24 protein-coding genes are annotated in these 24,938 nt (G+C 61.2%); 10 read left to right on the top strand and 14 right to left on the bottom strand.

Features of this window, described 5'->3' with window-relative positions:
* Positions 1-178: 178 nt before the first annotated feature.
* Genes CP49_RS23910 through CP49_RS23900 form a run of 3 tightly spaced genes read left to right on the top strand, consistent with a single transcriptional unit; the run spans position 179 to position 3,932 of the window.
* The gene (locus CP49_RS23910) at positions 179-1,060 is read left to right on the top strand and encodes an FAD binding domain-containing protein (RefSeq protein WP_057852630.1); all 882 of its coding nucleotides are present in this window, start codon (positions 179-181) and stop codon (positions 1,058-1,060) included.
* Complete coding sequence (locus CP49_RS23905) at positions 1,057-1,542, top strand: (2Fe-2S)-binding protein (protein WP_057852629.1); 486 nt, start codon at positions 1,057-1,059, stop codon at positions 1,540-1,542. Before CP49_RS23910 ends, CP49_RS23905 begins: the two co-directional genes overlap by 4 nt.
* Positions 1,539-3,932, top strand: a complete 2,394-nt coding sequence (locus CP49_RS23900; RefSeq protein WP_057852628.1) for a xanthine dehydrogenase family protein molybdopterin-binding subunit — start codon at positions 1,539-1,541, stop codon at positions 3,930-3,932. The genes CP49_RS23905 and CP49_RS23900 overlap by 4 nt, the downstream gene beginning before the upstream one ends.
* 37 nt (positions 3,933-3,969) lie before the next feature.
* On the opposite strand, the gene CP49_RS23895 is transcribed toward CP49_RS23900, so the two are convergent.
* A complete protein-coding gene (locus CP49_RS23895) occupies positions 3,970-5,124 on the bottom strand; it encodes a zinc-dependent alcohol dehydrogenase (protein ID WP_057852644.1) in 1,155 nt (384 codons plus the stop codon).
* A gap of 182 nt (positions 5,125-5,306) precedes the next feature.
* Here CP49_RS23895 and CP49_RS23890 point away from each other — a divergent pair, with 182 nt between their 5' ends.
* The 7 genes from CP49_RS23890 (at position 5,307) to CP49_RS23860 (ending at position 12,137) form a co-directional block, all read left to right on the top strand.
* Complete coding sequence (locus tag CP49_RS23890) at positions 5,307-6,317, top strand: ABC transporter substrate-binding protein (protein WP_057852627.1); 1,011 nt, start codon at positions 5,307-5,309, stop codon at positions 6,315-6,317.
* 37 nt (positions 6,318-6,354) lie between these two features.
* Positions 6,355-7,170, top strand: a complete 816-nt coding sequence (locus CP49_RS23885) for an ABC transporter permease (protein WP_057852626.1) — start codon at positions 6,355-6,357, stop codon at positions 7,168-7,170.
* A 4-nt stretch (positions 7,171-7,174) separates the two neighbouring features.
* Positions 7,175-7,960, top strand: coding sequence for an ABC transporter permease (locus tag CP49_RS23880; RefSeq protein WP_057852643.1), 786 nt, complete (start codon positions 7,175-7,177; stop codon positions 7,958-7,960).
* On the top strand, positions 7,957-9,018 hold the full coding sequence (locus CP49_RS23875) for an ABC transporter ATP-binding protein (protein ID WP_057852625.1): 1,062 nt from the start codon (positions 7,957-7,959) through the stop codon (positions 9,016-9,018). Before CP49_RS23880 ends, CP49_RS23875 begins: the two co-directional genes overlap by 4 nt.
* 8 nt (positions 9,019-9,026) lie before the next feature.
* Positions 9,027-9,866 carry a phosphodiesterase gene (locus tag CP49_RS23870; protein ID WP_057852624.1) on the top strand — a complete coding sequence of 280 codons (840 nt, stop codon included), beginning with the start codon at positions 9,027-9,029 and terminating at the stop codon, positions 9,864-9,866.
* 145 nt (positions 9,867-10,011) lie between these two features.
* A complete protein-coding gene (locus CP49_RS23865; protein ID WP_063791751.1) occupies positions 10,012-10,977 on the top strand; it encodes a Bug family tripartite tricarboxylate transporter substrate binding protein in 966 nt (321 codons plus the stop codon).
* 425 nt (positions 10,978-11,402) lie between these two features.
* Positions 11,403-12,137, top strand: coding sequence for a Crp/Fnr family transcriptional regulator (locus CP49_RS23860; protein WP_057852641.1), 735 nt, complete (start codon positions 11,403-11,405; stop codon positions 12,135-12,137).
* Positions 12,138-12,189: 52 nt separating this feature from the next.
* On the opposite strand, the gene CP49_RS23855 is transcribed toward CP49_RS23860, so the two are convergent.
* The 13 genes from CP49_RS23855 to CP49_RS23795 form a co-directional block, all read right to left on the bottom strand.
* Positions 12,190-12,861: an ATP-binding cassette domain-containing protein gene (locus CP49_RS23855; protein WP_057852623.1), complete on the bottom strand. Its 672-nt coding sequence runs from the start codon at positions 12,859-12,861 to the stop codon at positions 12,190-12,192.
* The gene (locus tag CP49_RS23850) at positions 12,858-13,604 is read right to left on the bottom strand and encodes an ABC transporter ATP-binding protein (protein WP_057852622.1); all 747 of its coding nucleotides are present in this window, start codon (positions 13,602-13,604) and stop codon (positions 12,858-12,860) included. The genes CP49_RS23855 and CP49_RS23850 overlap by 4 nt, the downstream gene beginning before the upstream one ends.
* A complete protein-coding gene (locus tag CP49_RS23845; protein ID WP_063791750.1) occupies positions 13,601-14,590 on the bottom strand; it encodes a branched-chain amino acid ABC transporter permease in 990 nt (329 codons plus the stop codon). The genes CP49_RS23850 and CP49_RS23845 overlap by 4 nt, the downstream gene beginning before the upstream one ends.
* Positions 14,590-15,486, bottom strand: a complete 897-nt coding sequence (locus CP49_RS23840; RefSeq protein WP_057852621.1) for a branched-chain amino acid ABC transporter permease — start codon at positions 15,484-15,486, stop codon at positions 14,590-14,592. The genes CP49_RS23845 and CP49_RS23840 overlap by 1 nt, the downstream gene beginning before the upstream one ends.
* A gap of 95 nt (positions 15,487-15,581) precedes the next feature.
* Positions 15,582-16,889 (bottom strand): ABC transporter substrate-binding protein, encoded by a 1,308-nt coding sequence (locus tag CP49_RS23835; protein ID WP_057852620.1) that lies wholly within the window; start codon positions 16,887-16,889, stop codon positions 15,582-15,584.
* A 165-nt stretch (positions 16,890-17,054) separates the two neighbouring features.
* On the bottom strand, positions 17,055-17,741 hold the full coding sequence (locus CP49_RS23830) for a cyclase family protein (protein ID WP_057852619.1): 687 nt from the start codon (positions 17,739-17,741) through the stop codon (positions 17,055-17,057).
* A 35-nt stretch (positions 17,742-17,776) separates the two neighbouring features.
* Positions 17,777-19,066 (bottom strand): TRAP transporter large permease, encoded by a 1,290-nt coding sequence (locus tag CP49_RS23825; RefSeq protein ID WP_057852618.1) that lies wholly within the window; start codon positions 19,064-19,066, stop codon positions 17,777-17,779.
* A gap of 5 nt (positions 19,067-19,071) precedes the next feature.
* Positions 19,072-19,593: a TRAP transporter small permease gene (locus CP49_RS23820; protein ID WP_057852617.1), complete on the bottom strand. Its 522-nt coding sequence runs from the start codon at positions 19,591-19,593 to the stop codon at positions 19,072-19,074.
* A 99-nt stretch (positions 19,594-19,692) separates the two neighbouring features.
* Positions 19,693-20,694, bottom strand: coding sequence for a TRAP transporter substrate-binding protein (locus CP49_RS23815; RefSeq protein ID WP_057852616.1), 1,002 nt, complete (start codon positions 20,692-20,694; stop codon positions 19,693-19,695).
* Between the two features lie 47 nt (positions 20,695-20,741).
* Positions 20,742-21,485, bottom strand: coding sequence for a GntR family transcriptional regulator (locus tag CP49_RS23810; protein WP_057852615.1), 744 nt, complete (start codon positions 21,483-21,485; stop codon positions 20,742-20,744).
* Between the two features lie 124 nt (positions 21,486-21,609).
* Positions 21,610-22,317 carry a molybdate ABC transporter substrate-binding protein gene (locus tag CP49_RS23805; RefSeq protein ID WP_057852614.1) on the bottom strand — a complete coding sequence of 236 codons (708 nt, stop codon included), beginning with the start codon at positions 22,315-22,317 and terminating at the stop codon, positions 21,610-21,612.
* Positions 22,314-24,455, bottom strand: a complete 2,142-nt coding sequence (locus CP49_RS23800) for a xanthine dehydrogenase family protein molybdopterin-binding subunit (RefSeq protein ID WP_057852613.1) — start codon at positions 24,453-24,455, stop codon at positions 22,314-22,316. Before CP49_RS23800 ends, CP49_RS23805 begins: the two co-directional genes overlap by 4 nt.
* Positions 24,452-24,922 carry a (2Fe-2S)-binding protein gene (locus CP49_RS23795; protein ID WP_057852640.1) on the bottom strand — a complete coding sequence of 157 codons (471 nt, stop codon included), beginning with the start codon at positions 24,920-24,922 and terminating at the stop codon, positions 24,452-24,454. The genes CP49_RS23800 and CP49_RS23795 overlap by 4 nt, the downstream gene beginning before the upstream one ends.
* Between the last annotated feature and the right edge of the window lie 16 nt (positions 24,923-24,938).

Raw genomic sequence — 24,938 nt, 5'->3', positions numbered from 1 at the left:
GTCTGCTCTTCCCCGAAAGGCAGGCTTTTTCGTTTGGCACAGAACGTGCGTCGTTCGCCGCACGAAAACAAGCTCAAAGTCGAAATAATTGCCCGACAACAAACTTGACCTTTGGCAGTCTCAGCCGTCTAATCCCGCGAAAATGCCGATCGTGTGGGCCGGGGAGGTCACGCCAAAAATGAAAGCCTCGGCTTTCGCTTACGCTCGCGCGACCAGCGTCGCAAATGCGCTGGAATTGCTGACCGCGCATGGCGAGAAGGCCAAGGTGTTGTCGGGCGGCCAGAGCCTGCTGCCGGCGATGAATCTACGCTTGATCGCGCCCGAACTTGTTGTCGATATCAGCGAGTTGGCCGAGTTGCGCGGGGTTGTGGTGAAGGGAGGTGTCCTCACCATCGGTGCGCTGACACGTCACGTCGATCTGTTGAAATCTCCGGAGATAGCAGCCCATGCTCCCTTGCTGAGGGATGCTGTCACCCATGTCGCCCATCCCGCGATCCGCAACCGCGGGACCATTGGGGGGAGCCTTGCGCAGGCAGATCCAGCTTCGGAGCTGCCGGCCTGCATGCTGACGCTTGGCGCGACCATTGTTGTTTGCGGGCCGAGCGGCGAGCGGCGGATTGCGGCAAACCAGTTCTTTGCCGGAATCTACGAGACCGCGCTGACGCCGCAGGAACTGTTGGTCGCTGTCGAGTTGCCGGTGATCCCAAAGAGTTCGACGCATTTCTTTCATGAGTTCGCCCGCCGTCATGGCGACTATGCGATCGTCGGCCTCGCAGCACAAGCCCTCGTCAAGGATGGACAGTTCGCCGATCTTCGCCTTGGCTTCTTTGCCGTCGGTGATCGCCCGCTGCTAGCTAAGTCTGCCGGCAAACTGGTTGATGTCGCCGTCACGCCTGCGGTGTTGGCCGAGGCATCTTCCGCATTGAATGATGAGCTGGATCCGCTGGAGGATCAACAGGCGACACCTACCATGCGTCGGCATCTGGCGAAGGTCCTGTTGACACGATGCGTATCGTCGTTGCTTGCCCGCCCTGATCTCTGCACGGGAGCATCGGCGTGACGGCTGCGGTTGCGATTTCGCTGAGTGTTAATGGTGAGCGTATTGAAGCGAATATACTGCCGCGGCTCAACTTGGCTGATTTTCTTCGCGAGCATCTCAAGCTTACCGGCACGCATGTCGGGTGCGAACACGGGGTGTGCGGTGCATGCACGGTCCGCGTCAATGGCGATATTGTCCGTTCCTGTTTGATGCTTGCGGTGCAGACGCACAATGCAACGGTTGAGACGATCGAGGGGCTATCCGACAGCGGTGAGATTGCGGATTTGCAGTCTGCGTTCCGGGAACGTAACGCACTGCAATGCGGCTTCTGTACGCCGGGGATGCTGATGGCGGCGCAGGATCTGCTGAAGCAATCGGCGTCTCTGGACCGAGAACAGATCCGCGAACATCTTTCCGGCAATTATTGTCGCTGCACAGGCTACCAGGCAATTGTCGACGCGATCGAGACCACGGCGCAGGCACGCAGCGGACGCCTGCCATGACATCAGCCCGGGCAAATTCTGAAACGCTTTCTGCGCTGGACCGTCCGAACTCCTATATCGGCAAGACAGTGCCACGGCCGAACCTCGACCGGCTTATGCAGGGGCGCGGGCTCTATGTCAGCGACATCGAGCTGCCGCGCATGGCGCACGTCGTGTTTCTGCGCTCGCCGCACGCGCATGCGAAGATTAATGGCATCGAAGCTTCGACGGCCAAACAGATGCCGGGCGTGATTGCGGTCGTTTCAGGTAGGGAGCTCTCGACCGTCATTACGCCGTGGGTCGGCGTACTCTCGCATTTGAAGGGCCTCAAATCCGCTCCGCAAAGCGCTATCGCGGTTGACCGCGTGTGTTGGCAGGGTGAAGCGGTCGCGGCCGTAGTGGCGAGCAGCCGCGCGCAGGCCGAGGACGCCGCGGAGCTTGTCTCGATCGAATATGAGGAGCTCGATGCCGTAACGGATATGCGCACCGCGCTCGATCCAGCGACAGCCGTAATCCATGCCTCGCTCGGTGACAACCTGGCTTTTGAGCGCAATCACGACGCAGGCGCCGTCGATCAGGCCTTTGCCGAATCCGACGAGGTGGTGGAGGCAGACTTCGTTTTTGGGCGGCACACCGGCGTGACGCTGGAACCACGCGCGGTGGTAGCAGACTGGAATGCCGCGGAAGCAAGGTTGACCATCTATCAAGGCACGCAAGCGCCGCATATGGTGCAAAATATCGCAGCGCTCCATCTCGGTTTGAAGGAATCGCAGGTCCGCGTGGTCTGCAAGGACGTTGGCGGCTCCTTCGGCATTAAGGTCCATATCTATGCCGACGAGATGGCAACTTACGCGCTATCCAAGCTGCTGCGGCGTCCGGTCAAATTCGTCGCCGATCGGGTCGAGAGCTTCAACACCGACATTCATGCCCGCGACCATCGCTGCAAGGGAAAGATCGGCGTCAATCGCGACGGCACCATCACGGCATTCGAAATCGACGATCTCACGGGTATCGGACCCTATTCGATGTATCCGCGCACCAGCGCGATCGAGGCCAATCAGGTCGTTAATCTCGTCGGCGGCCCCTATGCGACCAGGAACTACCGCGCCCGGGCTCGCGTCGTATTCCAGAACAAGAATGTGATGTGCCAGTACCGCGCCGTCGGCCATCCGATCGCCTGTTCGGTGACGGAAGGTCTGGTCGATCTGGCGGCCATGAAGATCGGCATGGACCCGATCGAAATCCGTCGCCGTAATCTGATTTCCGATAACGCCTATCCCTGCGCCTCACCATCGGGTTTGCGCTTCGAACAACTGTCGCATCACGCAGCGCTCGCCAAGCTCATCGGGATGATGGATTACGACGCGCTGCGCGCGGAGCAGGTGGCCTTGCGAACAAGAAATATCCATCGGGGTATCGGGATCGCCAGCTTCATCGAGGTCACCAATCCCAGCGCTGCCTTCTATGGTGTCGGGGGCGCGAAAATATCTTCCCAGGACGGCGTCGCGGTGCGGCTCGATGCTCAGGGCTCGGTGATTTGCCAGACCAGTATAACTGAGCAGGGGCAGGGCTCGGAATCGCTCACGGCACAGATCGTTGGCAGCGTGCTTGGCGTCTCGATGGACCGTGTTCGCGTGATCCTGGGCGACACCGACAACACGCCGTATGGCGGGGGCACCTGGGCCTCTCGTGGCGCCGGCATTGGCGGTGAGGCCGCACTGCAGGCCACCAAGGTACTGCGCAAGAACATACTCGACGTCGCAGCCGCCATCCTCCAGGCTGCGCCGGGTGAACTCGACATCGTCAACAATGCTGTCGTGAATGCCGTCGATAGTACGCCGCGGATCGAGTTGAGCGAACTCGCGCGGATTGTCTATTTCCGTCCCGACACGCTGCCGCCGGGCATTCAGGCCGAACTGATGGCTACCAGGCACTTTGTCCCGCGCGAATACCCTTTCGCCTTCACCAACGGCGTTCAGGCCTCGTGGTTGGAGGTCGATATCGATACCGGCTTTATCAAGCTGCTGAAGCATTGGGTGGTCGAGGATTGCGGCACCATCATCAACCCCCAGCTGGTCGATGAGCAGATCAGGGGTGGCGTGGTGCAGGGCCTTGGCGCGGCGCTGTTTGAGAAATGCGTGTATGACGAACGCGGCCAGCTCACGAACGCCAATATGGCTGATTATCTGGTTCCGATGTCCGGTGAGATGCCGGATATCGATGTCGGGCATGTGGTCTCACCGACAATGGAATCCGAGCTGGGTGCGAAGGGCGCGGGCGAGGCCGGGACGGCAGGTGCGGCGGCGGCCGTAACCAATGCGGTCAATGACGCACTCAGGCCGTTCGGAACAATTATCACGGAGATTCCTCTGACGCCTCAGGTTGTCCTGACCGCCTTGGGACGAATCTAGTATGAAGTTCGAAGGGCGGTGACTGCCGCCGTTCGTGCTATTCGGCAGCCGCGTTCGTGATCGCGCCCGCCTGCCGGTTGGTCACAACCACCTTGATCGCATCGTCGATGCGCTCGCGGGCATAGCGCAGCGCAGTCGGCAGGTCGGCCAGCGGAAATGTGTGGGTATGGATTTTCGTGGCGTCGAAACGCTTTTCCGCCATCAGCGCCATGGCGCGGCGGGTGGCGCTGCGGCCTTCGCCACGAATGCCGTAGGCATAGATGTTGTTCTTCACGAGATGCGCGAGATCCATCGTGACTGGATCATGAGGAAACGCGGCGAGGCATATTTTCCCGCCGCGATTGGTCATGTGAATGGCCTGGTTGATCGTCGCCTCGTTGCCGGCGCACTCGACCACATAGTCTGCGCCGATGCCACCGGTGAGTTGTTTGACCACCTCAACCGCGTCCTCGTCGTTGATATTGATGACACGGTCGGCGCCGAGCTCCTGACCGATCGCTAGCCTTTTGTTGCGCGTTCCCGTCAGGATGACCGGGCTTGCGCCGAGCGCCTTGGCGACGGCGACCGCGAGTAGTCCGATTGGCCCCGGACCAATCACCACGACGCTCTCGCCGGCCACCAGCCCTCCCAACTCCGTCAGCCCATACATCGAGGTTCCCGCGGTAACGACGAGCGTTGCCTCGGCGTCGCTCATGGCGTCGGGCACCCGCGCCAGTGTGTTGATGTGATTGATGGCGTATTGGGCGAAGCCGCCGTCTGTCGTGAAGCCGTTCGCGCGATGGCCCTTCTCCGGCTTCCCGTAGTTCAGACATGACGTATACATGCCCTGGCGACAGCGTTTGCATTGGCCGCAGCCGGCGTGGATCTCCACGCTGATCCGCTCTCCGATTTCGAATTCGTCGACGTCAGGCCCGAGCGCGGCGACCGTGCCCATATATTCGTGGCCCGGCGTGAAATTCTTGTTGAAGGGCAGGCCGCCTCCAATGCTGGCTGGCGAGCCCCGATGAATGATTTCGAGATCGGTGGCGCAGATCGCAACCGCATCGATCCGGATCAGAACTTCGGCGCGTGAGGGAACGGGTACCGGCTTCTCTTGCAGCAGAAGCTGATCCGGATCGCCGAGCACCCAGGCTCTCATCCGGTCAGGAATCGGAAGATCGGGCGACGCCTTCACGCCTGGAGGTTGGTACATGGTCATCTCCTCTCGCGTTGGATGCTAGCGGAAATCGCCGACCTGCGAAATTGCCGGATGCCTCTGGCGTTGCAGCTTGCTGCATAGCAACACGGCTTGTCGCAAAACGTTCATACGCGGTCTATACTTGCACACCGACTGATACTGAAATCGCAAATTGCGATGTTAATCTGGAGTGACCCATGAAGACCGCCCGCTTTGTTCTCGCTCCGTTGGCGCTGTTGCTGCTGATGGCGCCCTGGCAATCCGCCAAAGCGGCCGACGTCATCTGCTACAATTGCCCGCCAGAATGGGCGGACTGGGCCTCCATGCTGAAGGCCATTAAAGCCGATCTCAACTACGATATCCCGCACGACAACAAGAATTCCGGCCAAGCGTTGGCTCAGATACTGGCCGAGAAGAGCAACCCGGTCGGCGATATCGGCTATTTCGGTGTCACCTTCGGCATGAAGGCCAAGGCACAGGATGCGCTCGAGCCCTACAAGCCTGCGAAATGGGATCAGGTTCCTGCCGGCCTGAAGGATGCCGACGGCCACTGGACCACGATTCATTCCGGCACGCTCGGCCTATTCGTGAACAAGGACGCTCTCGGCGGCAAGCCGGTGCCGGCCTGCTGGAAGGATCTCCTGAAGTCCGATTATAAGGGCATGGTCGGCTATCTCGATCCGTCCTCGGCCGCCGTCGGTTACGTCGGCGCGGTCGCCATCAATTTGGCGCTCGGTGGCTCCGAAGCAAACTTCGATCCTGCGATTAACTTCTTCAAGGACTTGCGGAAGAACGACCCAATCGTTCCCAAGCAGACTTCCTACGCCCGCGTTGTTTCCGGCGAGATGCCGATCCTGTTCGACTATGATTTCAACGCCTATCGCGCGAAATATTCAGAGAAGGGAAATTTTGAATTCGTGATCCCCTGCGAGGGATCGGTGGTGTTTCCCTACGTCGTCGGCCTCGTCAAGAACGCGCCCGACAAGGACAAGGCCAAGAAGGTGCTGGATTATCTTCTGTCCGACAAGGGACAGGCGATCTGGACCAACGCCTACCTCCGCCCGGCGCGGCCGATCGATCTGCCCGAAGCGGTCAAGAAGAAATTCCTGCCCGACAGCGAATATGCGCGCGCGAAGAACGTCGACTGGGGCCAGATGGAAAACATGCAAAAAGGCTTTGTCGACCGCTATCTCGCCGAGGTCCGCTGAGGCAATATGGTGCCGCTCGCCGGGGCGCCAACTTCTGATGTCACATAGGTCCTTTGTCTGGTTATGCCTGCTGCCGCTTGCGGTAGTGACAGCGGCATTTTTCCTGTTGCCGATGGCGCGGCTCGTTGTAACCGGGGCAGGGGGACCGCAGGGGCTCGCGGGATATCTCGCGATCCTGACCGAGCCGCGCTACCGCGCGACCCTGATCAACACGGTGCTGCTCGCCGCCGCGACCACCATCGTGACCCTGATCGTGGCGACGATCGCCGGGATGTTCCTGCAACGGCATCGTTTCCCCGGCCGCGCCGTCCTGATTGCGATGCTGACCTTTCCGCTCGCGTTTCCCGGCGTGGTGGTCGGCTTCATGATCATTCTTCTCGCCGGGCGACAGGGCCTGATCGGCGATTTCTCGAACCGCCTGTTTGGCGAAAAGCTGGTATTCGCCTACTCGATCTACGGGCTGTTTCTCGGATATCTCTATTTTTCCATTCCGCGCGTCATTCTCACCATCATGGCCGCGGTGCAGAAGCTTGATATCGGCCTGGAAGAAGCCGCGCGATCGCTTGGCGCGGGCCCTTGGGCCGTGCAGCGCGATGTCGTTCTGCCGGCGCTGGCGCCGGCCTTCGTTGCCTCCGGCGCAATTGCCTTTGCGACTGCGATGGGGGCGTTCGGGACGGCGTTTACGCTGGCGACGAACATCGACGTACTGCCGATGCTGATCTATACCGAATTCACGCTGGCTGCGAATTTCTCCATCTCGGCCGCGCTGTCGGTCGGGCTTGGCATCATCACCTGGTTCATTCTTGCGCTTGCTCGTTCCTTCAGCGGAAGCGCCGTCGCGGCCGCCGGATGAGACCATGCGCGATCGCCTGATCTTCACCTCCCAACTCATTTTCACTCTGCTGGTCGCCTCCTTCCTGGTGGTGCCCGCGATCCTGTCGATTTCCGCCGGCGTGACCGTGAATTATTTCCGCGGCATCCAGTCCGGCGTGACCCTGCAATGGGTCGCGCAGGTGTGGGAGCTCTATGCCGGCACTATCCTGCTCTCATTCGTGATAGCATTCGCAACCCTTGCATTGACGCTCGCCGTGGGCGTTCCAGCCGCCTATGCCTTGCACATCAGGGGAGGGCGCATGTCGCGGGTCGTCGAGGAGATCATAACCTTGCCGTTGGCGATCCCTGGCCTGGCCATCGCGCTGGCGCTGCTCTTGACCTACGGCGACTTCGGCGACTTCCGCCGTTCCTGGCTGTTCATTCTCGTGGGCCACGTCATCTTCACCATGCCGTTCATGGTGCGGTCGGTGATGGCCGTATTCGCGACCATCGACATCAAGACATTGGACGAAAGTGCAGCGTCGCTCGGTGCATCGCCGTGGCGACGATTCCGCGACGTGATCGTGCCCAACGCTTTGCCGGGTATATTGGCGGGCAGCCTGATGGTGGTGACGCTGTCGCTCGGCGAATTCAACCTGACCTGGATGCTACATACGCCGCTGACCAAGACGTTGCCGATCGGACTTGCCGACAGCTACGCCTCAATGCGGCTGGAAGTGGCTTCTGCCTATACGCTGATCTTCTTCGTGATGATCATTCCGCTGCTGGTCGCCATGCAATTGTTTGCCGAGAAGGAAGCGAAGAGATGAGCGCGCAGGCCGGACACGGCGCCGCGGTGCGTATCGATGCCTGCGGCAAGACCTTTGCCGACGGAACGCGTGCGCTCCAACCCGCAACGCTCGACATCGCGCGTGGCGAAACGCTGGTGCTGCTCGGTCCCTCCGGTTGCGGCAAGACCACCATGCTGCGCATTATCGCAGGCCTCGAGCTGCCCGATGCCGGCGGCAGGGTGCTGTTCGACGGCAAGGACATGACGCCGGTGCCGATCGAGCGGCGCAACGTCGGCATGGTGTTCCAATCCTACGCGCTTTTCCCCAACATGACCGTATCGGACAATATCGGCTATGGCCTGAAGATCCGCGGGGTGCCCAGCAAAGAGCGCGCCGAACGCGTCGCTGAACTGGTGACGCTCACAAATATTTCCGGACTTGAGCACCGCCGCATCGACCAACTTTCCGGCGGCCAGCGTCAGCGCGTCGCGCTGGCCCGCGCGGTTGCGATCCGGCCTGGTATCCTGTTGCTCGATGAGCCGTTGACGGCGCTCGACGCCGCGTTGCGTGACCGACTGCGCAGTGAGCTGAATCGCTTGCTGCGCGCGCTGGGTATCACCACGATTTACGTGACCCACGATCAGTCAGAGGCCATGGAGCTCGGCGATCGTGTCGTCGTCATGCAGAAGGGAGCGATTGCCCAGATCGGCACGCCGCGCGAGATCTACTTCACGCCGCGAAGTCGCTTTGTTGCCGAATTCATTGGCGCCGCAAATATTGTCGAAGCGACCATCGAGGACCGTCATCTAGTGTTGCCGGGCGGACGGCAGCCGATTCACTGCGATGTGAACATGCCGGCGGCGGTCGCGATGATCCGCCCCGAAACCATTCGCGTGACGTCAGCCGGAAGTGCGTCGCTTTCGGGCACGATCGACAGCATCAGCTTCATCGGGGACAGGCAACGGCTGGTCGTCAGTGGCGCATCCAACAGGTTGCTCACGGTCGACGCGCCGAATACGCTTCGAACAAGGCCAGGCGAACGGATCGGATTATCGATTTCTCCGGACGCTGTCCGCCTGCTGCCTCCCGAGAGCTGAGAGGGTCGATGTTGCCAAAACCGGTTCATATTGCCCAGATTTCCGATCTGCATATCAAGCCGCCGGGATCGCTTGCCTATGGCAGGGTCGATACCGCAAAGGCGCTCGAACGTTGCATTGTGGCACTGAACAAATTCAACCCTGCGCCCGATTTTGTGGTGATCTCTGGCGACCTCGCGGACACGCCGACGGCTGAGGAATACCAATACCTCACGCGGCTATTGGCGCCGCTCAAGCTCCCGTTCGCCGGTATTCCGGGCAATCACGACTCGCGCGAGTTGATGCGTGCCGCGTTTCCCTCCGCTTCGTATGCCTTCGTGTCCGGGGCGCTCAATCAGAAGATCGAGATCGCCGGAGTAGATCTGCTGTTGCTGGATTCCAGCGTGCACCGAAAGCCGCACGGTGAGCTTGAGGGGGCTACGTTGCAATGGTTGGATGAGATGCTGGCTTCGTCGCCCGCCCGGCCGGCACTGCTGTTTCTGCACCATCCCCCGTTCCGGGCGGGCATTTGGCACATGGACCGCCAGAATCTCCTCAACGCAAGCGAACTCGCGCCCATCGTGCGCCGTCACCCGCGCGTGCAGTTGATCGCAACGGGGCATGTCCATCGCGCGACGCTGACCATGTTTGCGGGCGTTCCCACCACGATTTGTCCCGCTCCGAACCATGCTGTCGATCTCGATCTGGCTGAGCTGCGCGAACCCTCCTTCAAGGTCGAGCCACCAGCCTTCCACCTCCATACGTGGTTTCCGGGAGAGAGGTTCGGCAGCATCGTCACGCACCACGTCCCCATAGGCACCTTCGACGGTCCCCATCCGTTTTTTGGGCCGGACGGAAAGCTGTTGTAATCACTACGTGTCCATGCGGCCTTCCAAGCGAATCGCCGCCGAGGCCGGATCAATTTCTGGCCCGGTTGCAAAGCGGTAAGTTCAAGCGCACTCTTTCCCCAATAAATGAAGGCACAAGCTGCGGCTCACATGATGGGGGATACGAATGCGCCTGATCCATTTGCTGCTTGCGGTCGCGTTGTTCTCAAGCCACCAGGCGATCGCCCAAGCGAGCTATCCGGACCGGCCCATCAAGATGATCGTACCTCTTGCCGCGGCAAGTGCGGTCGATGTTGCAGCGCGGATCGTGACCCAGAAGATGGCCGACAACATGGGCCAGCAATTCGTGATCCTGAATCAACCAGGCGCGTCGGGACTGATCGGGGCTGAGGCCGTCGCCCGAGCCGAACCGGACGGCTACACGATTGGCGGGTTCAACGACAGCATCATGACGATGGTGCCGAACCTGCAGTCCAAGATGCGCTGGGACATCCTGAAGGACTTCGAGCCGGTGTCGCTGGTTGCGACGGTGGAGTGGGGATTGGTTACCAGCAACAAGGCCAGCTTCAAGAGCGCAGCAGACCTGATCGCTGCCGCGAAGGCGGCGCCCGGCAAGATCGACTATGGCTCAGGCGGGCCGGGAAGCCCGCAGCATCTGGCGATGGCGATGTTCGCGTCGGCTGCCGGCATATCGCTGACGCATGTGCCCTATAAGGGGGCCACCCAAGCCGCAACCGACATTGCCGCCGGGCAAATCCCGGTCGGCTTCCAGGGCCTGGGCACAGTGGCAACGCTGGTTCGTGGTGGCCAACTCAAGCTGATCGGGCTAACCACTGAGAAAAGACTGTCGCAATTCCCTGATGTACCGACCGTCTCGGAATCCGGTCTGCCCGGCTTCTTCTTCAATTCATGGTTCGCCATTCTTGCTCCCGCCGGCACGCCGAAGGACATCATCGCCCGTCTGAATGCCGAGGTGCTGAAGGCGGTCGGCGATCCTGATGTGCGCCGTAAACTCGAAGAGCTGGGTTTTGCTGTACGCGGCAGTTCAGCCGAGGAGTTGCGCGGCATGACACGCGATCAGGTCGCCAAGTATGAGCGCGTGATCAAGGAAATGGGAATCGCGAGGGAATAGCCACCGGCATATGGCGCCACGGGCGCCAGCGGCCGGTCAGCTTCCCTCGAATCAACAGCACGCGTATTGGCGGCCGCCGCGGCCTACGTAGTAGTCGGCGTCCATCGCACAGGACCCGTATCGGACGTGCTGCTTTCTGCCCATCAAGGATGGGGCCGGGCCACCGCTCCGTTGCTGGTGAGCCTGTTGAGGGCTGCTATCGTGTTGATTGGAGGGTGGTTGTTGCTGCAACAGCCTGCCGCGCAGCTCGATTGGCTGTACTATCTGGTTGCCGGTTCCACGGTTATTGGTGCGTTAACGCTGGGCGCCTGCTTCATTTTTCGGCCACTAAATCGACGCAGTGGCGCGCTTTCCGGTTGAAAAGCCAGTCCGCGTTGATTACGGAAGGGTTGCATCCCTGCAGTTTAGTCTGGAGTTTGACTGGCGTGCCTCAACAAAGGACGGGTGAAGCTCACGGATTTCCGAGTAGCAAACTGTCGATTTTGCGAAAGCATCCGTATTTTGCCGATCTCGAGGCCGAGGCGTTCGAGCAGCTTTGCCGTTACGCCAAACATTCCACGCTGAAGCGGGGAGCTACGATCTTCTCCAAGGGCGATCCAGGTGTCAGCCTGTTCGCGGTGATTTCAGGCACAGTGAAGATCAGCATTTCCTCGCCGGACGGTCGCAGTGCGATCCTGAACTTGATCGGGGCCGGTGAGATCTTCGGCGAGATCGCGTTGCTTGACGGTTCGGCGCGTTCGGCAGACGCTACCGCAAACAGCAATTGCGAGCTCTTCACCATCGACCGGCGCGAATTCATACCCTTTGTGCGCAGCCAGCCGGGGCTGGCGATGAAGTTTATCGAACTGTTGTGCACCAGGATTCGTTGGACCAGCGATCAGGTCGAGCAGATCATCCTGCAGAATCTGCCCGGACGGCTGGCCAGCGCGCTGCTTCGCCTGTCCGAAAAGCACAAATCTGCACCGCAGGGCCGAACCATCGCGATCACGCAGCAGGAGATCAGCGAGATGGTCGGCATGACCCGGGAGAGCATCAACAAGCAGTTGCGCGCCTGGGCGGCCCGCGACTGGGTACGCCTGGAGCACGGCGCTATCGTTGTGCTGAACGCCGAGATGCTTCGTGAGATGGCAGAAGCGGGAGCCGGACACGAGGGCGACTAGGCCGGCGGTGCGTCTCGCGAAACCGGCCGGCAACGTCCGAACCCGTCGGGGTTCATTGACTTGTGGGTATGGGATTGGCGCCACGTTCAATCGTGAATTCCATGTCAATCAGCCCGCGCGAATGATTCAGGTCCGATTGCGACATCAGCAGGGTCAGATCCTTACCTTTGAGTGATGCGAGCACTTCCGACAGCCGTTCCGACAGCGCTGGCGCGATGCCTTCGAACGGCTCGTCGAGCAGCAGGCATTTGGTGCCGATGGCAAGCGCCCGGCCGAGGGCGACCAGCTTTTGCTGGCCGCCGCTCAGCAATAGCGCCTTGCGCTGGCGCATCTCGGTAAGTTCGCCGATCACCTCATAGACGAAGTCGAGTCGGGCCTTGCGGTCCAGATGTCCCGCGACCCATAACGGCAACATGATGTTTTCCTCGACCGTCAACTGAGGCACCAGGCAGCGATCTTCCGGCATATAGCCGATTCCGAGCGCCGCGCGCGCATGGCGCGGGCGGGACGACAGATCGGTGTCTTCGAACCGCACGGAGCCCCGCGCCGGCGTGAGGTGCCCCATGATCGAACGCATCAGCGTCGTCTTGCCCGCGCCGTTGCGGCCGACCAGACTGACCATGGCGCCTTTCGCGACGTGCATCGTAAAGCCGCGCAATGCGGGCATCGACTGGATCTCGACTACAAGATTGTCGACTGCGAGCAATGGCGAAGCGATGTTCATCGCACGCCCCCAGTGACGTAGCGGCGGACTTCCTGATTATTAAGAACCTCGGCCGGCGCTCCGTCGGCTAGGATCCGGCCCTGATAGAACGCCACGACGCGGTCGGCGTACCGGCTGACGATTTCCATATCGTGCTCGACGAATACGAGGGTCGCTGCGTCGGGCGCGACGGCGTGGATAACGCGATCCATGGTCGTGAATTTTTCTTCCGCCGATACTCCGGAGGTCGGCTCATCGAGCAGCAGTAGTTTTGGACGGCGGACCAATGCCATGGCGATGTCGATCAGTTTGCGCACGCCGCCCGCAAGCTCCGAGATCGGGCGATCGGCTAGATCGGCAAGACCAAAGCGTTCCAGCAACTCGACGGCCTCGTCGCGGCGGCCTTGGGCCTCGGCCGGCGCCCGGAGTGACATTCGCGTGCCGATGCCGGAAATTGCTACAGTGAGATTTTCGGCGGCGGTAAGTTCGACAAACAATTGTGGAATCTGGAAGGAGCGGGAGATGCCAAGCCGGACTACGCTTCGCGGCGAGCGCCTGCCGATGTCGATTCCGTCGAGCAAGATCGTCCCGCTGTCAGGCTTTAGATAGCCGGTGACCATGTTGACGAAGGTGGTTTTGCCGGCGCCGTTGGCGCCGATCAGGCTGATCTTTTGACCGGTCGGAATATCGAGGGTGAGTGCATCGGCCGCAACTACTGCGCCAAAGCGTTTCTCGAGCCGGCGCACCGAAAGGACCGGGGTCACGGTGCGGCTCCTCGTTCGGCGGTGAGCGGAACCGTTGCCGAGATGCGCCGCTTGTGCCGGTCCCTGATCCAGAGCGAACCGATGCCACGCGGCAGAAACAGAATGACGCCTAGGAGGAAGACACCGAGCACGAGTTGCCAGGTATTGGGCAAATAGAGGTTCGAGAACGAACGGACCAGCTCCAGCGCCATCGAGGCGACGAAAACCGCGGCCACGCTCTGGTTGCCGGCAAGCACCGCCACGAAGACGAATTCGCCTGATGTGGTCCAGTATGCGAACTGCGGATCGATATGCCGCTGCGCCATCAGAGCAAAGGCGCCACTGGCGCCGGCGAAGATCGCTGCGATCAGGAAGTTGATCGATATGATCCGGTTGGCCGACAGGCCGAGATACTCGACTCGCAGATTATTTTCCCGCACCGCAAGGCTGGCAAGACCGAATTCGGACCGGAACAAGATCGTCGCGGCAATGCCGGCAAATCCGGTCACGATGACCGAGACGGCGTATAGCATGAAGTCGGCCTCGCGCGGATCGGTGAAGCTCATGCCAAACAGGCTTGGCCGTCCGACATTGAACCCGTCGGAGCCGCCAAGCGCGGTCGATTTCACCAGCGCGCCGTAAAACACCATCGACAGCGCCAACGTCAGCATGCCGAAGAAAATTCCGCTGTAGCGCGCGATCAACGGCCCGATGACCAGGCCGAGCAGGCCGCCGCAGGCTGCGCCGACGATTACCTGAGCCACCGCATCGGTGAGACCCCAGGCGTTGGCGATCAGCGCCACACCATAGCCGCCGGCGGCAAAGAACAGGCCCTGGCCGAACGACACGTTGCCCGTGCGCGCCAGCACGACGATGCCAAGCGCGATCAGCGCATTGGAGGCGGCAATCGTCGCCAGCGATAAGGTCCAGGTCGGCAGCACGCGGCCGAACAGCGTCACCGCGGTGACGAGGGCGATCATGACCAGGGGATGCAGGCCTTTCCTCATCAAATCCGCCTTGCCGTCTCGCGCTTGAACAGGCCCTCAGGGCGAAACATCAGCACTGCCGCCATGATCAAGTAGATCATGAACAACTCGGCTTGCGGCATGAGATGCACCGAAGCAGCGCGCGCCAGCCCAACCAAAATCGCGCCGACTGCCGCTCCCTCGACACTGCCCAGCCCTCCGATCACGACGATAGCGAAGCTTAGGATGATGACGTCCGAACTGAGGCCTGGCTGCATCGATATTTTCGGCGCGGTCAGGGCGCCGGCGAGGGCGGCGAGCAGGACGCCGAACGCGAAGGCGATCGCGTAGACGCGGTTGACGCGCACGCCCATGCTCACGCTCATTTCCTCGTTATGTATGACTGCGAGCACGATCTTGCCGATCACGGTGCGATTGAGGCCGAACCATATCGCAAGGCCGACCACGGCCGAAATCGGTATCAGCACCAGATCGTAGCCGACGTAGTAGAGCCCAGCGAATTCGAGATTGCCGAACAGCTCATATGGCTGCGTCGCATAGATCGGATTGACGCCCCAGATAAGCTTGGTGACGTCTTCAAGGATCAGAAACACGGCATAGGTCACCAGCAGCAGCACCACTTCGTTGCGGCCATAGAACATTTTCAGGAGACCGCGTTCCAGCAGAAGTCCGACGGCGGACGCGATCAGCGCCACCGAGAGCAGCATGGCGACGAAACCAACGCTCGGCGGTAGGCCGCGTGCGGCCACCATGGTTACCGCAGTTGCCGCAATATACGCGCCGAGGGCGTAGAAGCTGCCATGGGCGATGTTGAGGATCTTCAATACGCCGAATACCAGCGTCAGGCCGAGGGCGACGATGAACAGCCACGAGGCCTGAATCAGGCCATCGAGAATGATCGTCAGAAAGAAATTCATGGCGGCGGCGTCACACGGGTCGTCGGTGAGTAGAAAAAGGCGGCGCGGAGGTTAATCACGCGCCGCCGTGTGCGCTCATTGGATACCAGTGCGGCCTAGTTGCACTTGGCGCCCTGCATGCCGCCTTTGATCCAGTCGATCGACTTCACGCCCGGGGGCGGGTTGACGCATTCGGCAGCGAAGTACTGGATATCGACCAGCTCGACCCGCTTGAGATCCGGATTGTACTTGGTGCGGCTGATGGCGATCGGCTGGATCGCCTGATGGCCATCGGCGAGCTTCATCTGAATGAGTCCACCAGGCGACGGCCACTCCAGGCCGGTCATTGCCGCGACCATTTCATCGGTCGAAGGCTTCTTGCCGCCGTTCTTGCTCATGGCCTTTTCAACCGCAGCCTTCAATCCGAGGATCGACTGCGTAATGCGATAGGCGGCTTGGACCGGATAGACGCCATTGGCAGCCTCGTATCCCTTGAACAGCCAATCGTTCAGCGGCGACTTCTGCGACATCAGGCCGTAGGCGCCGCGCGCACCGATGATGGTGCCATCGGGCATCTTGTCGCCGAGCGGCGGCAGCACGTGATCGGCGGCGCTGAGCACCAACTGGCTACGCTTCGACAGCCCGCGGGGAACCGATTGCAGGACGAAGGCCTGCAGGTCGCCGCCCCACAGGCTCGAATAGACCACATCGGAGCCGGCGCCTACCAGCGCGGAAATTTCGGTGCCGTACTGGCCTGCACCGAACTTGGGTAGCAGGTCCGTCTGAACCTTGACGTTGGGGTAGAGCTGTTGGGCGGCGGCGACGAAGTCGGCTCGGCTGTCCTGGCCCCAAGCGTAGTCCTGATTGATCGCCGAAAGCGTGTCCATCTTGACATTCTTGGCCTTCATGTACCTGACGAGGCCAACGTTATCCATCGCCGCATGGGCCGCGGTACGGAACACGTAGTTGTACTTGGCTTCCTCGAAGATGCGCGGTGTGCCGCAATCCATCAGTACCAGCATCTTTTTCAACTCTTCTGCGATCGGCGCGACCGCAAGGCAATCGCCTGAGCTGATATAGCCAAGCACGACGTCGACATTGTCGCGCTGATAGAGATTGCGCAGTTCCTGCACCTGCTTGGTGGCGCCGCCATTCTCGTCAATGATGACGGGCTCGATCTTCATGCCGCCGAATCCCACTTTCTCGTAGGGCGATGGCACCGAACCCTTATTCAGTTGATCGATGACGAATTGCGCGCCATTGCGGGCGGGAACGCCAAAGCTATCCGCAGCCGGCCCGGAGAGGAAGGTCACGATGCCAAGCTTGAAGGTTTCCTGTGCAGATAGCGGGGCTGCCAGCGTAAACGACGTCGTGGCGATGGTTGCGAGTATTATAGCACAGTTGGTCCGCCAAGAACGGTCCATGAGCTCCTCCCCTGATGTCGGCGGCTGTTCCCGCCCGATTATCCGCGCCGTTTTTAGCCGGCGTCGGTCGCCATTGACGCGAGTTTAGGCAAGCTTTCACGGCGCGTCTACACGCCGGGAAGGGGAGGATAGCCATAAACCGGCCTGATGCCGCCTTGCCGACGTTTACATATCAAACACCGCAACCGCACGGATCGGCGAAGCTGTCCCGCCGCGCCACTTCATCGGCAGGCCGATGAAGGTGAATTGGCCGCGGCCAAGCAGCGCTTCGAGATTGCACAGGCTCTCGATATGGGTGATGTCGAGGTCGAGGCAGGCCTTGTGGACAAGGGCGTTCACCTTGCCCTCCGGTCCCGGCCGCATCGAATCGATACCGAAATGCACGATGCCCTGCTGCGCCAGCCATTCGGTGGCGGCGACGTTCACGCCGGAATTGTCACTCGAATATTCCTTGCGGGGGAATGTACGCTCGTGGTGACCGGTACAGAGCAGGACGGTGCCGCCCTTCGGCACCGGAACGCCGGCCTTCGCCACTGCCGCTTCGAGATCGGCGGGCGTAATCTCGGCGCGAGGTGCGATGTGGCGTAGGTCGATGCAGATGCCCGGCACGATGCATTTCTCGAGCGGATACTCATCGATGGATATGCCGTTTTTGCCGAAATGTCTGGGCGCGTCGATGTGGGTACCGGCGTGGTCCACCATGGAGATGAACATCGACGCCAGCCCGTGCACGTTTCCCGATTCGGCGAAGGATTCTTCGTGGGTCTTCCAGACGCCATGCATGACGGGAGGATGGCCGGGATAGCTTGGCGTGCGATGATAGAGCTCTCGGCTGAGGTCGACGATCTTCACGCGCAGTCTCCCCGCCGCGAACTGCGGCGTCTGTTCTAGAACCCGAACATCCTCGGCAGCGCCAACGACAGCCAGGGCACGTAGGTTACGATCATCAGCACCGTAAACATCACATAGTAGAATGGCCAGATGCCGCGCATCACCTCATCGACCGAAACCTTGCCGATGGCGCACCCGACGAACAACGTCGTTCCGACTGGCGGCGTCAAGAGGCCGATGCCGAGATTGAGCAGCATAACGATGCCGAAGTGGACGGGATCGATGCCGAAGCTCTTCACGACCGGCAACAGGATCGGGGTGCAGATCAGCAGCAAGGGCGCGAGATCGAGCGCCGTTCCAAGCACCAGCAGCATGATGTTCAGCCACATCAGCAGCACGTATTTGTTGGCGGATATGGCAACGAAGAATTCGGTCATCTTTGCCGGCATCTGCATCAGCGCGGCGACATAGCCGAAGCATGATGCGGTGGCCACCAGCGTCAGCACCATCGCCACGGTCTGCAGCGTCTTGTAGACTAGTAGCGGCAGTTCGGACCATTTGTAGTCGCGATAGATGAACATGGTGACCAAGAACGCCCAGACGCAGGCGACCGCACCCGCTTCGATCGGCGTGAAGACGCCGGTGAGGATGCCGCCGAGAACGATGACCAGCGTCACGATTCCCCATACGGCGTCACCGAGCATCTTGATCGCCTGCCGGATCGGCACGGGCTCGCCCTTGGGATGCTTGTCGCGATAGGCGTAGAACAGGCAGAGCACCATCAGCGAAAAGCCGAGCAGCAGGCCGGGGAGCACGCCGGCCAGGAACAGGCTGGTAATCGACACCACGCCGCCGGTCGCCAGCGAGTAGATCACCGAGTTATGGCTCGGCGGAATGATGATGGCCTGCAGCGAAGCGCTGATGGTTACATTGGTTGCGAACACCCGCGGATAGCCTTTGGCGGCCATCTGGGGGATCATCACCGAACCGATCGCGGACGTGTCGGCAACCGACGATCCCGAGATGCCACTCATGATCGTGGTCGCGAGAATGTTGACCTGTGAGAGGCCGCCCCGCATGCGCGTGAACCCGACGACCACGGCTGCAAAGTCGACCAGCCGCTTGGCCATGCCGCCCTCGGCCATGATAGCGCCCGCCAGCACGAAGAACGGGATGGTCAACATCGAGACCTTCCCGACGCCGCTGGCAAATTGCTGCATGACGGCGCCGACCGGCAAGTCGATCCAGAGCGCGCCGACCAGCGAGGACAGCGCCAGCGCATAAGCGATCGGCATGCCGATCGCAAAGAAGAAGCACATGCTAAGAAGCAGAACCGCGATATCCATGGCAATTACTCGACCGGTATGTGAGCGTCACTGCCGTCGCGCGACGGTGGCCCGATGGTCAGGCGCTCGACGACGAACAGCAGCATCATGGCGCCGCTGACCACGATCGGCAGATAGGTGATGCCGACCGAAAGCCACGGAAATTCGTCCACCGAGTTATCCCAGGTGGTATGAACGAGCCGCAATCCCCAAACGACCATGAAGATGGCAATCACGCCCATCAATATTTCGCTGAGGAACAGCGAAGCGCGTCGCAGCAGTGGCGGCAGCAAGTCGGTACCCACCGTCATGTTCATGTGGATGCGCTGGCGATAGCAGTTGGCCGAGCCGATGAAGGTGATGCCGACAGTGAGCAGCACGGCCATCGGCTCGGGCCATGACGAGGCGCTGTTGAGGATATAGCGGGTATAGACGGCCCATGGAATCACCGCAGAGACCAGCACGAGCGCCACGCAGGCGATCACGGCGCCGGTCCAGTAAACCGCATCGTTCACACGCCGAAAAATTCCGGCCGCAGAATTGGACATTTTGACCTCGAGAATAACGGCGCGTCAAATCGCTTTGGCAGCTCGGAAGGGTGGCCGGAACGGACGTCGTCCGGCCACTCGCCAACCGCGAGCCTGGCGCTAGTTCACCGCTTCGATACGCTTGACCATGGTCGCGTATTTCGCGCCATACTTGTCCCAGACCGGTTTGACGGCCTCCTGGAACGGCTTCTTGTCGATGTCCGTGATGATCTCGGTGCCCGCCGCCTTCATCTTTTCGATGGCCGCGTTCTCCGCTTCATACCAGAGCACGCGCTGCTCAGCCTGCGCTTCCTTCGAAAGTTTCTTGATCAGCGCTTGATCTTCCGGCGACAGTTTTTGCCAGGAGATGCGTGAGAACACCAAAAGCTCCGGAATGATCAGGTGCTCGGTCATCGTAAAATACTTGGCCACCTGATAATGGTTCTGCGCAATGAATGATGGCGGATTGTTCTCCGCGCCGTCGACCACGCCTGTCTGCATCGAACTGAAAACCTGATCGAAGCCCAAGGCGACGCCGTTGCCGCCCAACGCGTTCATGGTATCGACGAAGAGCGGATTGCCCATCATGCGGACCTTGAGGCCCTTGAGGTCGGCCATGGTCCGGATCGGCCGCTTGTTGTTGTAGACGTTACGCGAGCCGGCGTTCATCCAGCACAGCGCGATCAGGCCGGTCTTTTCGTTGGCGGAGATCTTCGCCAGCAATTCGTCGCCGATTTCGCCATCGATGACTTTCTCCATATGTTTGGAGTTACGGAAGACGAAGGGCATGTTGAAAACGTTGACGTCGTCCACGACGGGGCCGACGGCGCCGACCGAAATACGGGCGATCTGCAGCGCGCCGAGCTGGGCCTGCTCGATCATTTCCTTTTCGCCGCCGAGTTGCATCGAGGGGAACATCTGGATCGTCAGCCGGCCGTTGGTGGCGGTTTCCAGCTTCTTGCCCATTCGGACGACGGCTTCGACCGTTGGATAGCCCAGTGGATGAACGTCTGATGCCTTCAGCACCATTTTCGTTTGCGCAAATGCGGATGACAGCGGCGTCGTGGTCGCCATTGTGGCCCCGAGCCCTGCGCTTAGCTTGATGAAGTCGCGGCGTTTCATGTTGTTCCTCCTGATGTTGTTTTATCGTTTTGTGGGCTTTTCGAACTCTAGGGTCGCTCGTCGAAGTACTCCGGATAGATATGTTGAGTAGCCGAGATGTTCTCGAGAAGGCTCTCGAGGTGGATTTCCATCGCCCGCCTTGCGCCCTCCGCGTCATGCGCCTCGATCGCGGTCAGCACGGCCTCGTGTTCGACAATCACCTTTGCGATCCGCCCGCGCTGGGGCAGGGTTAGCCGGCGATAGCGATCGACGTGAATCTTCACCTGCTGGATATATTTCCAGATTCCGGGATACCCGGCGACATCGGCGACTGTAGCATGAAACATTTCATCGGCCTGATGGAATGTGTCGCTGTCTCCGGCAGCGCTGGCCTCGCGCTGTCGTTCCAGGATCGACCGCAGCGCCAGTATTTGGCTCGACGTCGCGCGTTCTGCGGCGAGCCGCGCGGTAGTCTCCTCCAGCGCCTTGCGGATGATGATGGCTTCGGGGAGTGCTGCGACCGGAATGCGCGAAACGAAGATGCCGGACTGGGGATAGACCTCCAGCAGGCCTTCATCCGATAATTTGAGTATGGCCTCGCGAACGGGAGTGCGGCTCACCCCGTAGGAGAGCGCGATCTGCGCCTCCGAGATCGCTTCGCCGGGGCGGCGCTGCAGCGACACCAGCTCGATCCGAAGATCGGAATAGATCCTGGACGCTGCCGTGGCTGTACGCGGTCTGCCGCTGCGGCGAGTGCCGGCGGCAATTCGGCGAACCGTTGAATCCGTCTTTTTCGATGCGCGGGCGGGCATGGCTGCTTCCTCGATTAATATATTAGTATATGAATTGGCTTTGACAAACCAAAAATCGTGCTGCGCACCGGTTTGGCGCGTGCGACCGCAAGACTTGCCCACGAGTTGGACCGTGCGCTGGCGCCTAGCCTTGTCCGCCGATGAAGCCGGCGCGTTTGCGCTGCTCATGTTGTCCGGCGCCGATCAACAAGTCGATCAGCTCCTGGGCTTGTTGCGGGTGGGCGGCGGCGGTCGTGATACCCGCCGTATACATGGTTGCGAGTTCGCAGCCCGGCGGCAGTGAACCGGACAAGGTCACGCCCTTAGTGCTGATGATCTCGGTCGACTGCGTGCACCCGATCGGTCTCGGCACCTCGGACGCCGCCAGTTCGCGCATCGCCATCGCGCCATTCGGAAAGATCCTGAGGCGGGCGGCAACCTCAGCGGCGATGCCGAGCTGCTGAAGGACATTTGCAACGTGAATTCCGGCCGTCGACGCCTTGATATCCGGCACGAAGATCGAATCGGAGGCCAGCAAGACCTCGCGCAAATCAGCGGCATCGCTGACGGCGGCCTGGGGATCGCCGGTACGAACGGCGAGGGCGGTTTCGACCAGGCCGACATCGGCGATCGAACTGGCGGCAACCAGCTTCTCCTGCGCCAGTTTAGCGAGAAGCGCCGCGGTCAAGATGACGATGTCAGCCGGCGTGCCCTTGCGCAATTTGTCGGCCATGGCGCCGACCGCGCCAAACTCGCCTGCGATATCGAATCCGGTATGGGCCTTGAAAGCCGGCGTCAGGCTTCCGACCAGGCCCTGTGCGGCGCCGCCGCTCAGGATGTTCAGGCTGCTCATGAGGTCAATTCCATCGCGGCGATGATGCTGTCGCGCGTGACCGGAAGATGACGCACCCGCACGCCGAGCGCGTCGAAAACCGCGTTGGCGATGGCCGCAGTAACCGGGCCATGGGCAGCCTCGCCGGCGCCGACCGGGTCAATATCCGGACGCTGGATGATCTCAACCTCGACATCGGGCACTTCGCTGAAGCGCAGGATCGGATATTCCGTCCAATTCGTGCTGGTGATGCGCCGATGGTCGAAGCGGACGCGTTCCTTCAACACCCAGCTTGTGGCCTGGATGGCGCCGCCCTCGATCTGGTTGATGACGCCGTCCGGATTGATGGTCTCGCCAACATCGACCGCGAGCGTCAGCTTTCTGACGCTGATTTCCTCGGCGCTCTCGATCTCGGCGATCGCAGCGCAATAGGCGCCGGTATTCTTGTAGCGGGCAAAGCCGATACCATGCCCGATGCCGGGTTGTTTCTCGGGCTTCCATCGGGCGCGCGTGGCTGCAGCACGGATGACATCCTTGGCCCGCTCATCCCGCAGGTGACGCAGCCGAAACGCGACCGGATCTTCTCCACGCTCGGCGGCAAGTTCGTCGATGAAGGATTCGATCGCAAACACGTTGCCCTGCGCACCCAGCGTCCGCAGCGCCGAGGTGCGGATAGGCATCGTCGTCAGACGATGGCTTTCAATCTGCCAGGACGGAAAATCATAGAGCGGGATGGAGTTGCGGTCACCGCCGCCGCCATTGGCCTGCGGCGGATTGGTCGAGATCATGCGCGGAAAAGGATTTGCCAGTTCGAAGCCTGCCAGCAAGGCGGGCTGCGCCGCGCGCCCCGGCCGCGCCGCATGGCCGTTGCTCCAGATCGCGTGCCGCCAGCCGACGATTTCTCCCTGCGCATCCAGGTCGGCCTCAATCTCGATCGCCATCGCCGCCCCAAAGGGAGCATCCGACATCTCGCCTTGCCGCGACCACTGCACCCGCACCGGCCTGCCGCCGGCGGCTTTGGCGAGCAGCACGGCATCGAGCGCAACGTCGTCGGCGGCATTATGCCCGTAGCAGCCGGCACCTTCCATATGCTCAACGGTGATGTTCTCGACCGGCAGTTTGAGAACCAGCGCCAGATCGGCGCGCAGGAGATAAACGCCCTGGCTGTGGGTCCAGACATGAATGCGGTCGCCCTCCCACTGCGCCATCGCACAGGACGGCGCGATCGACGCGTGGGCAATATAGGGACGGGTATATTGCCGTCTGATGGTTCGCGCCGCAGCGCCAGGTGACGTTGCCGTTTTCTTGTCGATGATCGTCGATTCCGCCGGCTGGGATTTCAAGAATGAAGGCAGGTCACCCTCGTCGGGAAGGAGATCGCCATCAGACCAGGTCGCGCCCTTACGCAAGGCTTGAACGGCCAGCTCCGCACCAGGTTCGGTCTCGCTGACGACGCCCGTGAAACTGCCATCACGCACGATGGCGACGAGACCGGCCACCGCGCGGGCGCCGTCCTCTCTCAATTCCAAAAGCCTCGCCCGCGCATCCTCCGGACGCAGCACGCGGCCGTGCAGCATGCCCGGTAACGCCTGATCATGGATGAATCGCGGCCGGCCCAATACCTTGTCGGGAATGTCGACCCGCTGGACCGAATGGCCGGCCAGTGTCCGGCTCGTTACGGCTTTTGGCGTGACGCCCGGCGTGGCATCGCGATCGAGCGAGACGTCGTCGGCAAGCTCCCAATAGCTTGTCCTGACATTGCCGGGACCCGAAATGGTGCCGTCCTCGACATCGAGCGCGTCGACGCCGACGCCCAGCCGTTCTGCCGCCTGCTGAAGAAAGATCCGGCGAACTTCGGCGCAGGCATGGCGTAGCGCGCGTCCCGACTGCTGGATGGAAAGGCTGCCCGAAGTTACGCCCTCGTTGGGGCTGGCGGTGGTCGATGCGCGGACCATCTGCACGCGCGACAAATCGATATCGAGCTCGTCAGCGGCGATCTGCGCCAGCGCCGTCACGATGCCTTGCCCGATCTCCACCTTGCCCGGCGAGACCGCCACCTGTCCGTCGCTTGAGAATTTCAGCCATGACGACAGCCTCGGGTTGGCCGCAAGACTGACGGGCAATTTGGGGGGCGAAGGATCGGGCGCCTGCTGGTTCATCCTGCCGCCATTTCTTCCGCTGCACGCAGCACCGCCCGCACCATGCGATTATGCGATCCGCAGCGGCAGAGGTTGCGGTCGAGCGCTTCCTTCACCTCCCGGCTTGTCGGCGACGAATTTCGCTTCAACAATGCCGCTGCGCTCATCAGGATGCCGGAGACGCAATAGCCGCATTGCAACGCCTGCTCGGTGATGAAGGCGCGCTGCAGCGGATGCGGCCGCTCGATCGTTCCGAGCCCTTCGATCGTCGTGACGTCCTTGCCTGCCACCGACCACAGTGGCGTATCGCAGGCGGGCACCGCATGATCGCCAATGATGACGTTGCAGGCGCCGCACTCGCCGGCGCCGCAGCCGAAATGCGGTCCGGTCATGCCGATCTGCCCGCGCAAAATATCCAGCAATGACCGGTCGGGATCGGCCTCAATCTCGGTCTCGGCGCCGTTGAGGTGAAATCGAACGGTCGGCATCGAGGGCGAACCTTTC

Origin of the sequence: Bradyrhizobium valentinum (assembly GCF_001440405.1) — a bacterium.
Classification (GTDB): Bacteria; Pseudomonadota; Alphaproteobacteria; order Rhizobiales; family Xanthobacteraceae; genus Bradyrhizobium; species Bradyrhizobium valentinum.
Note: the sequence above shows the minus strand (reverse complement) of the source record. Positions and strands in the feature narration are given on the sequence as shown.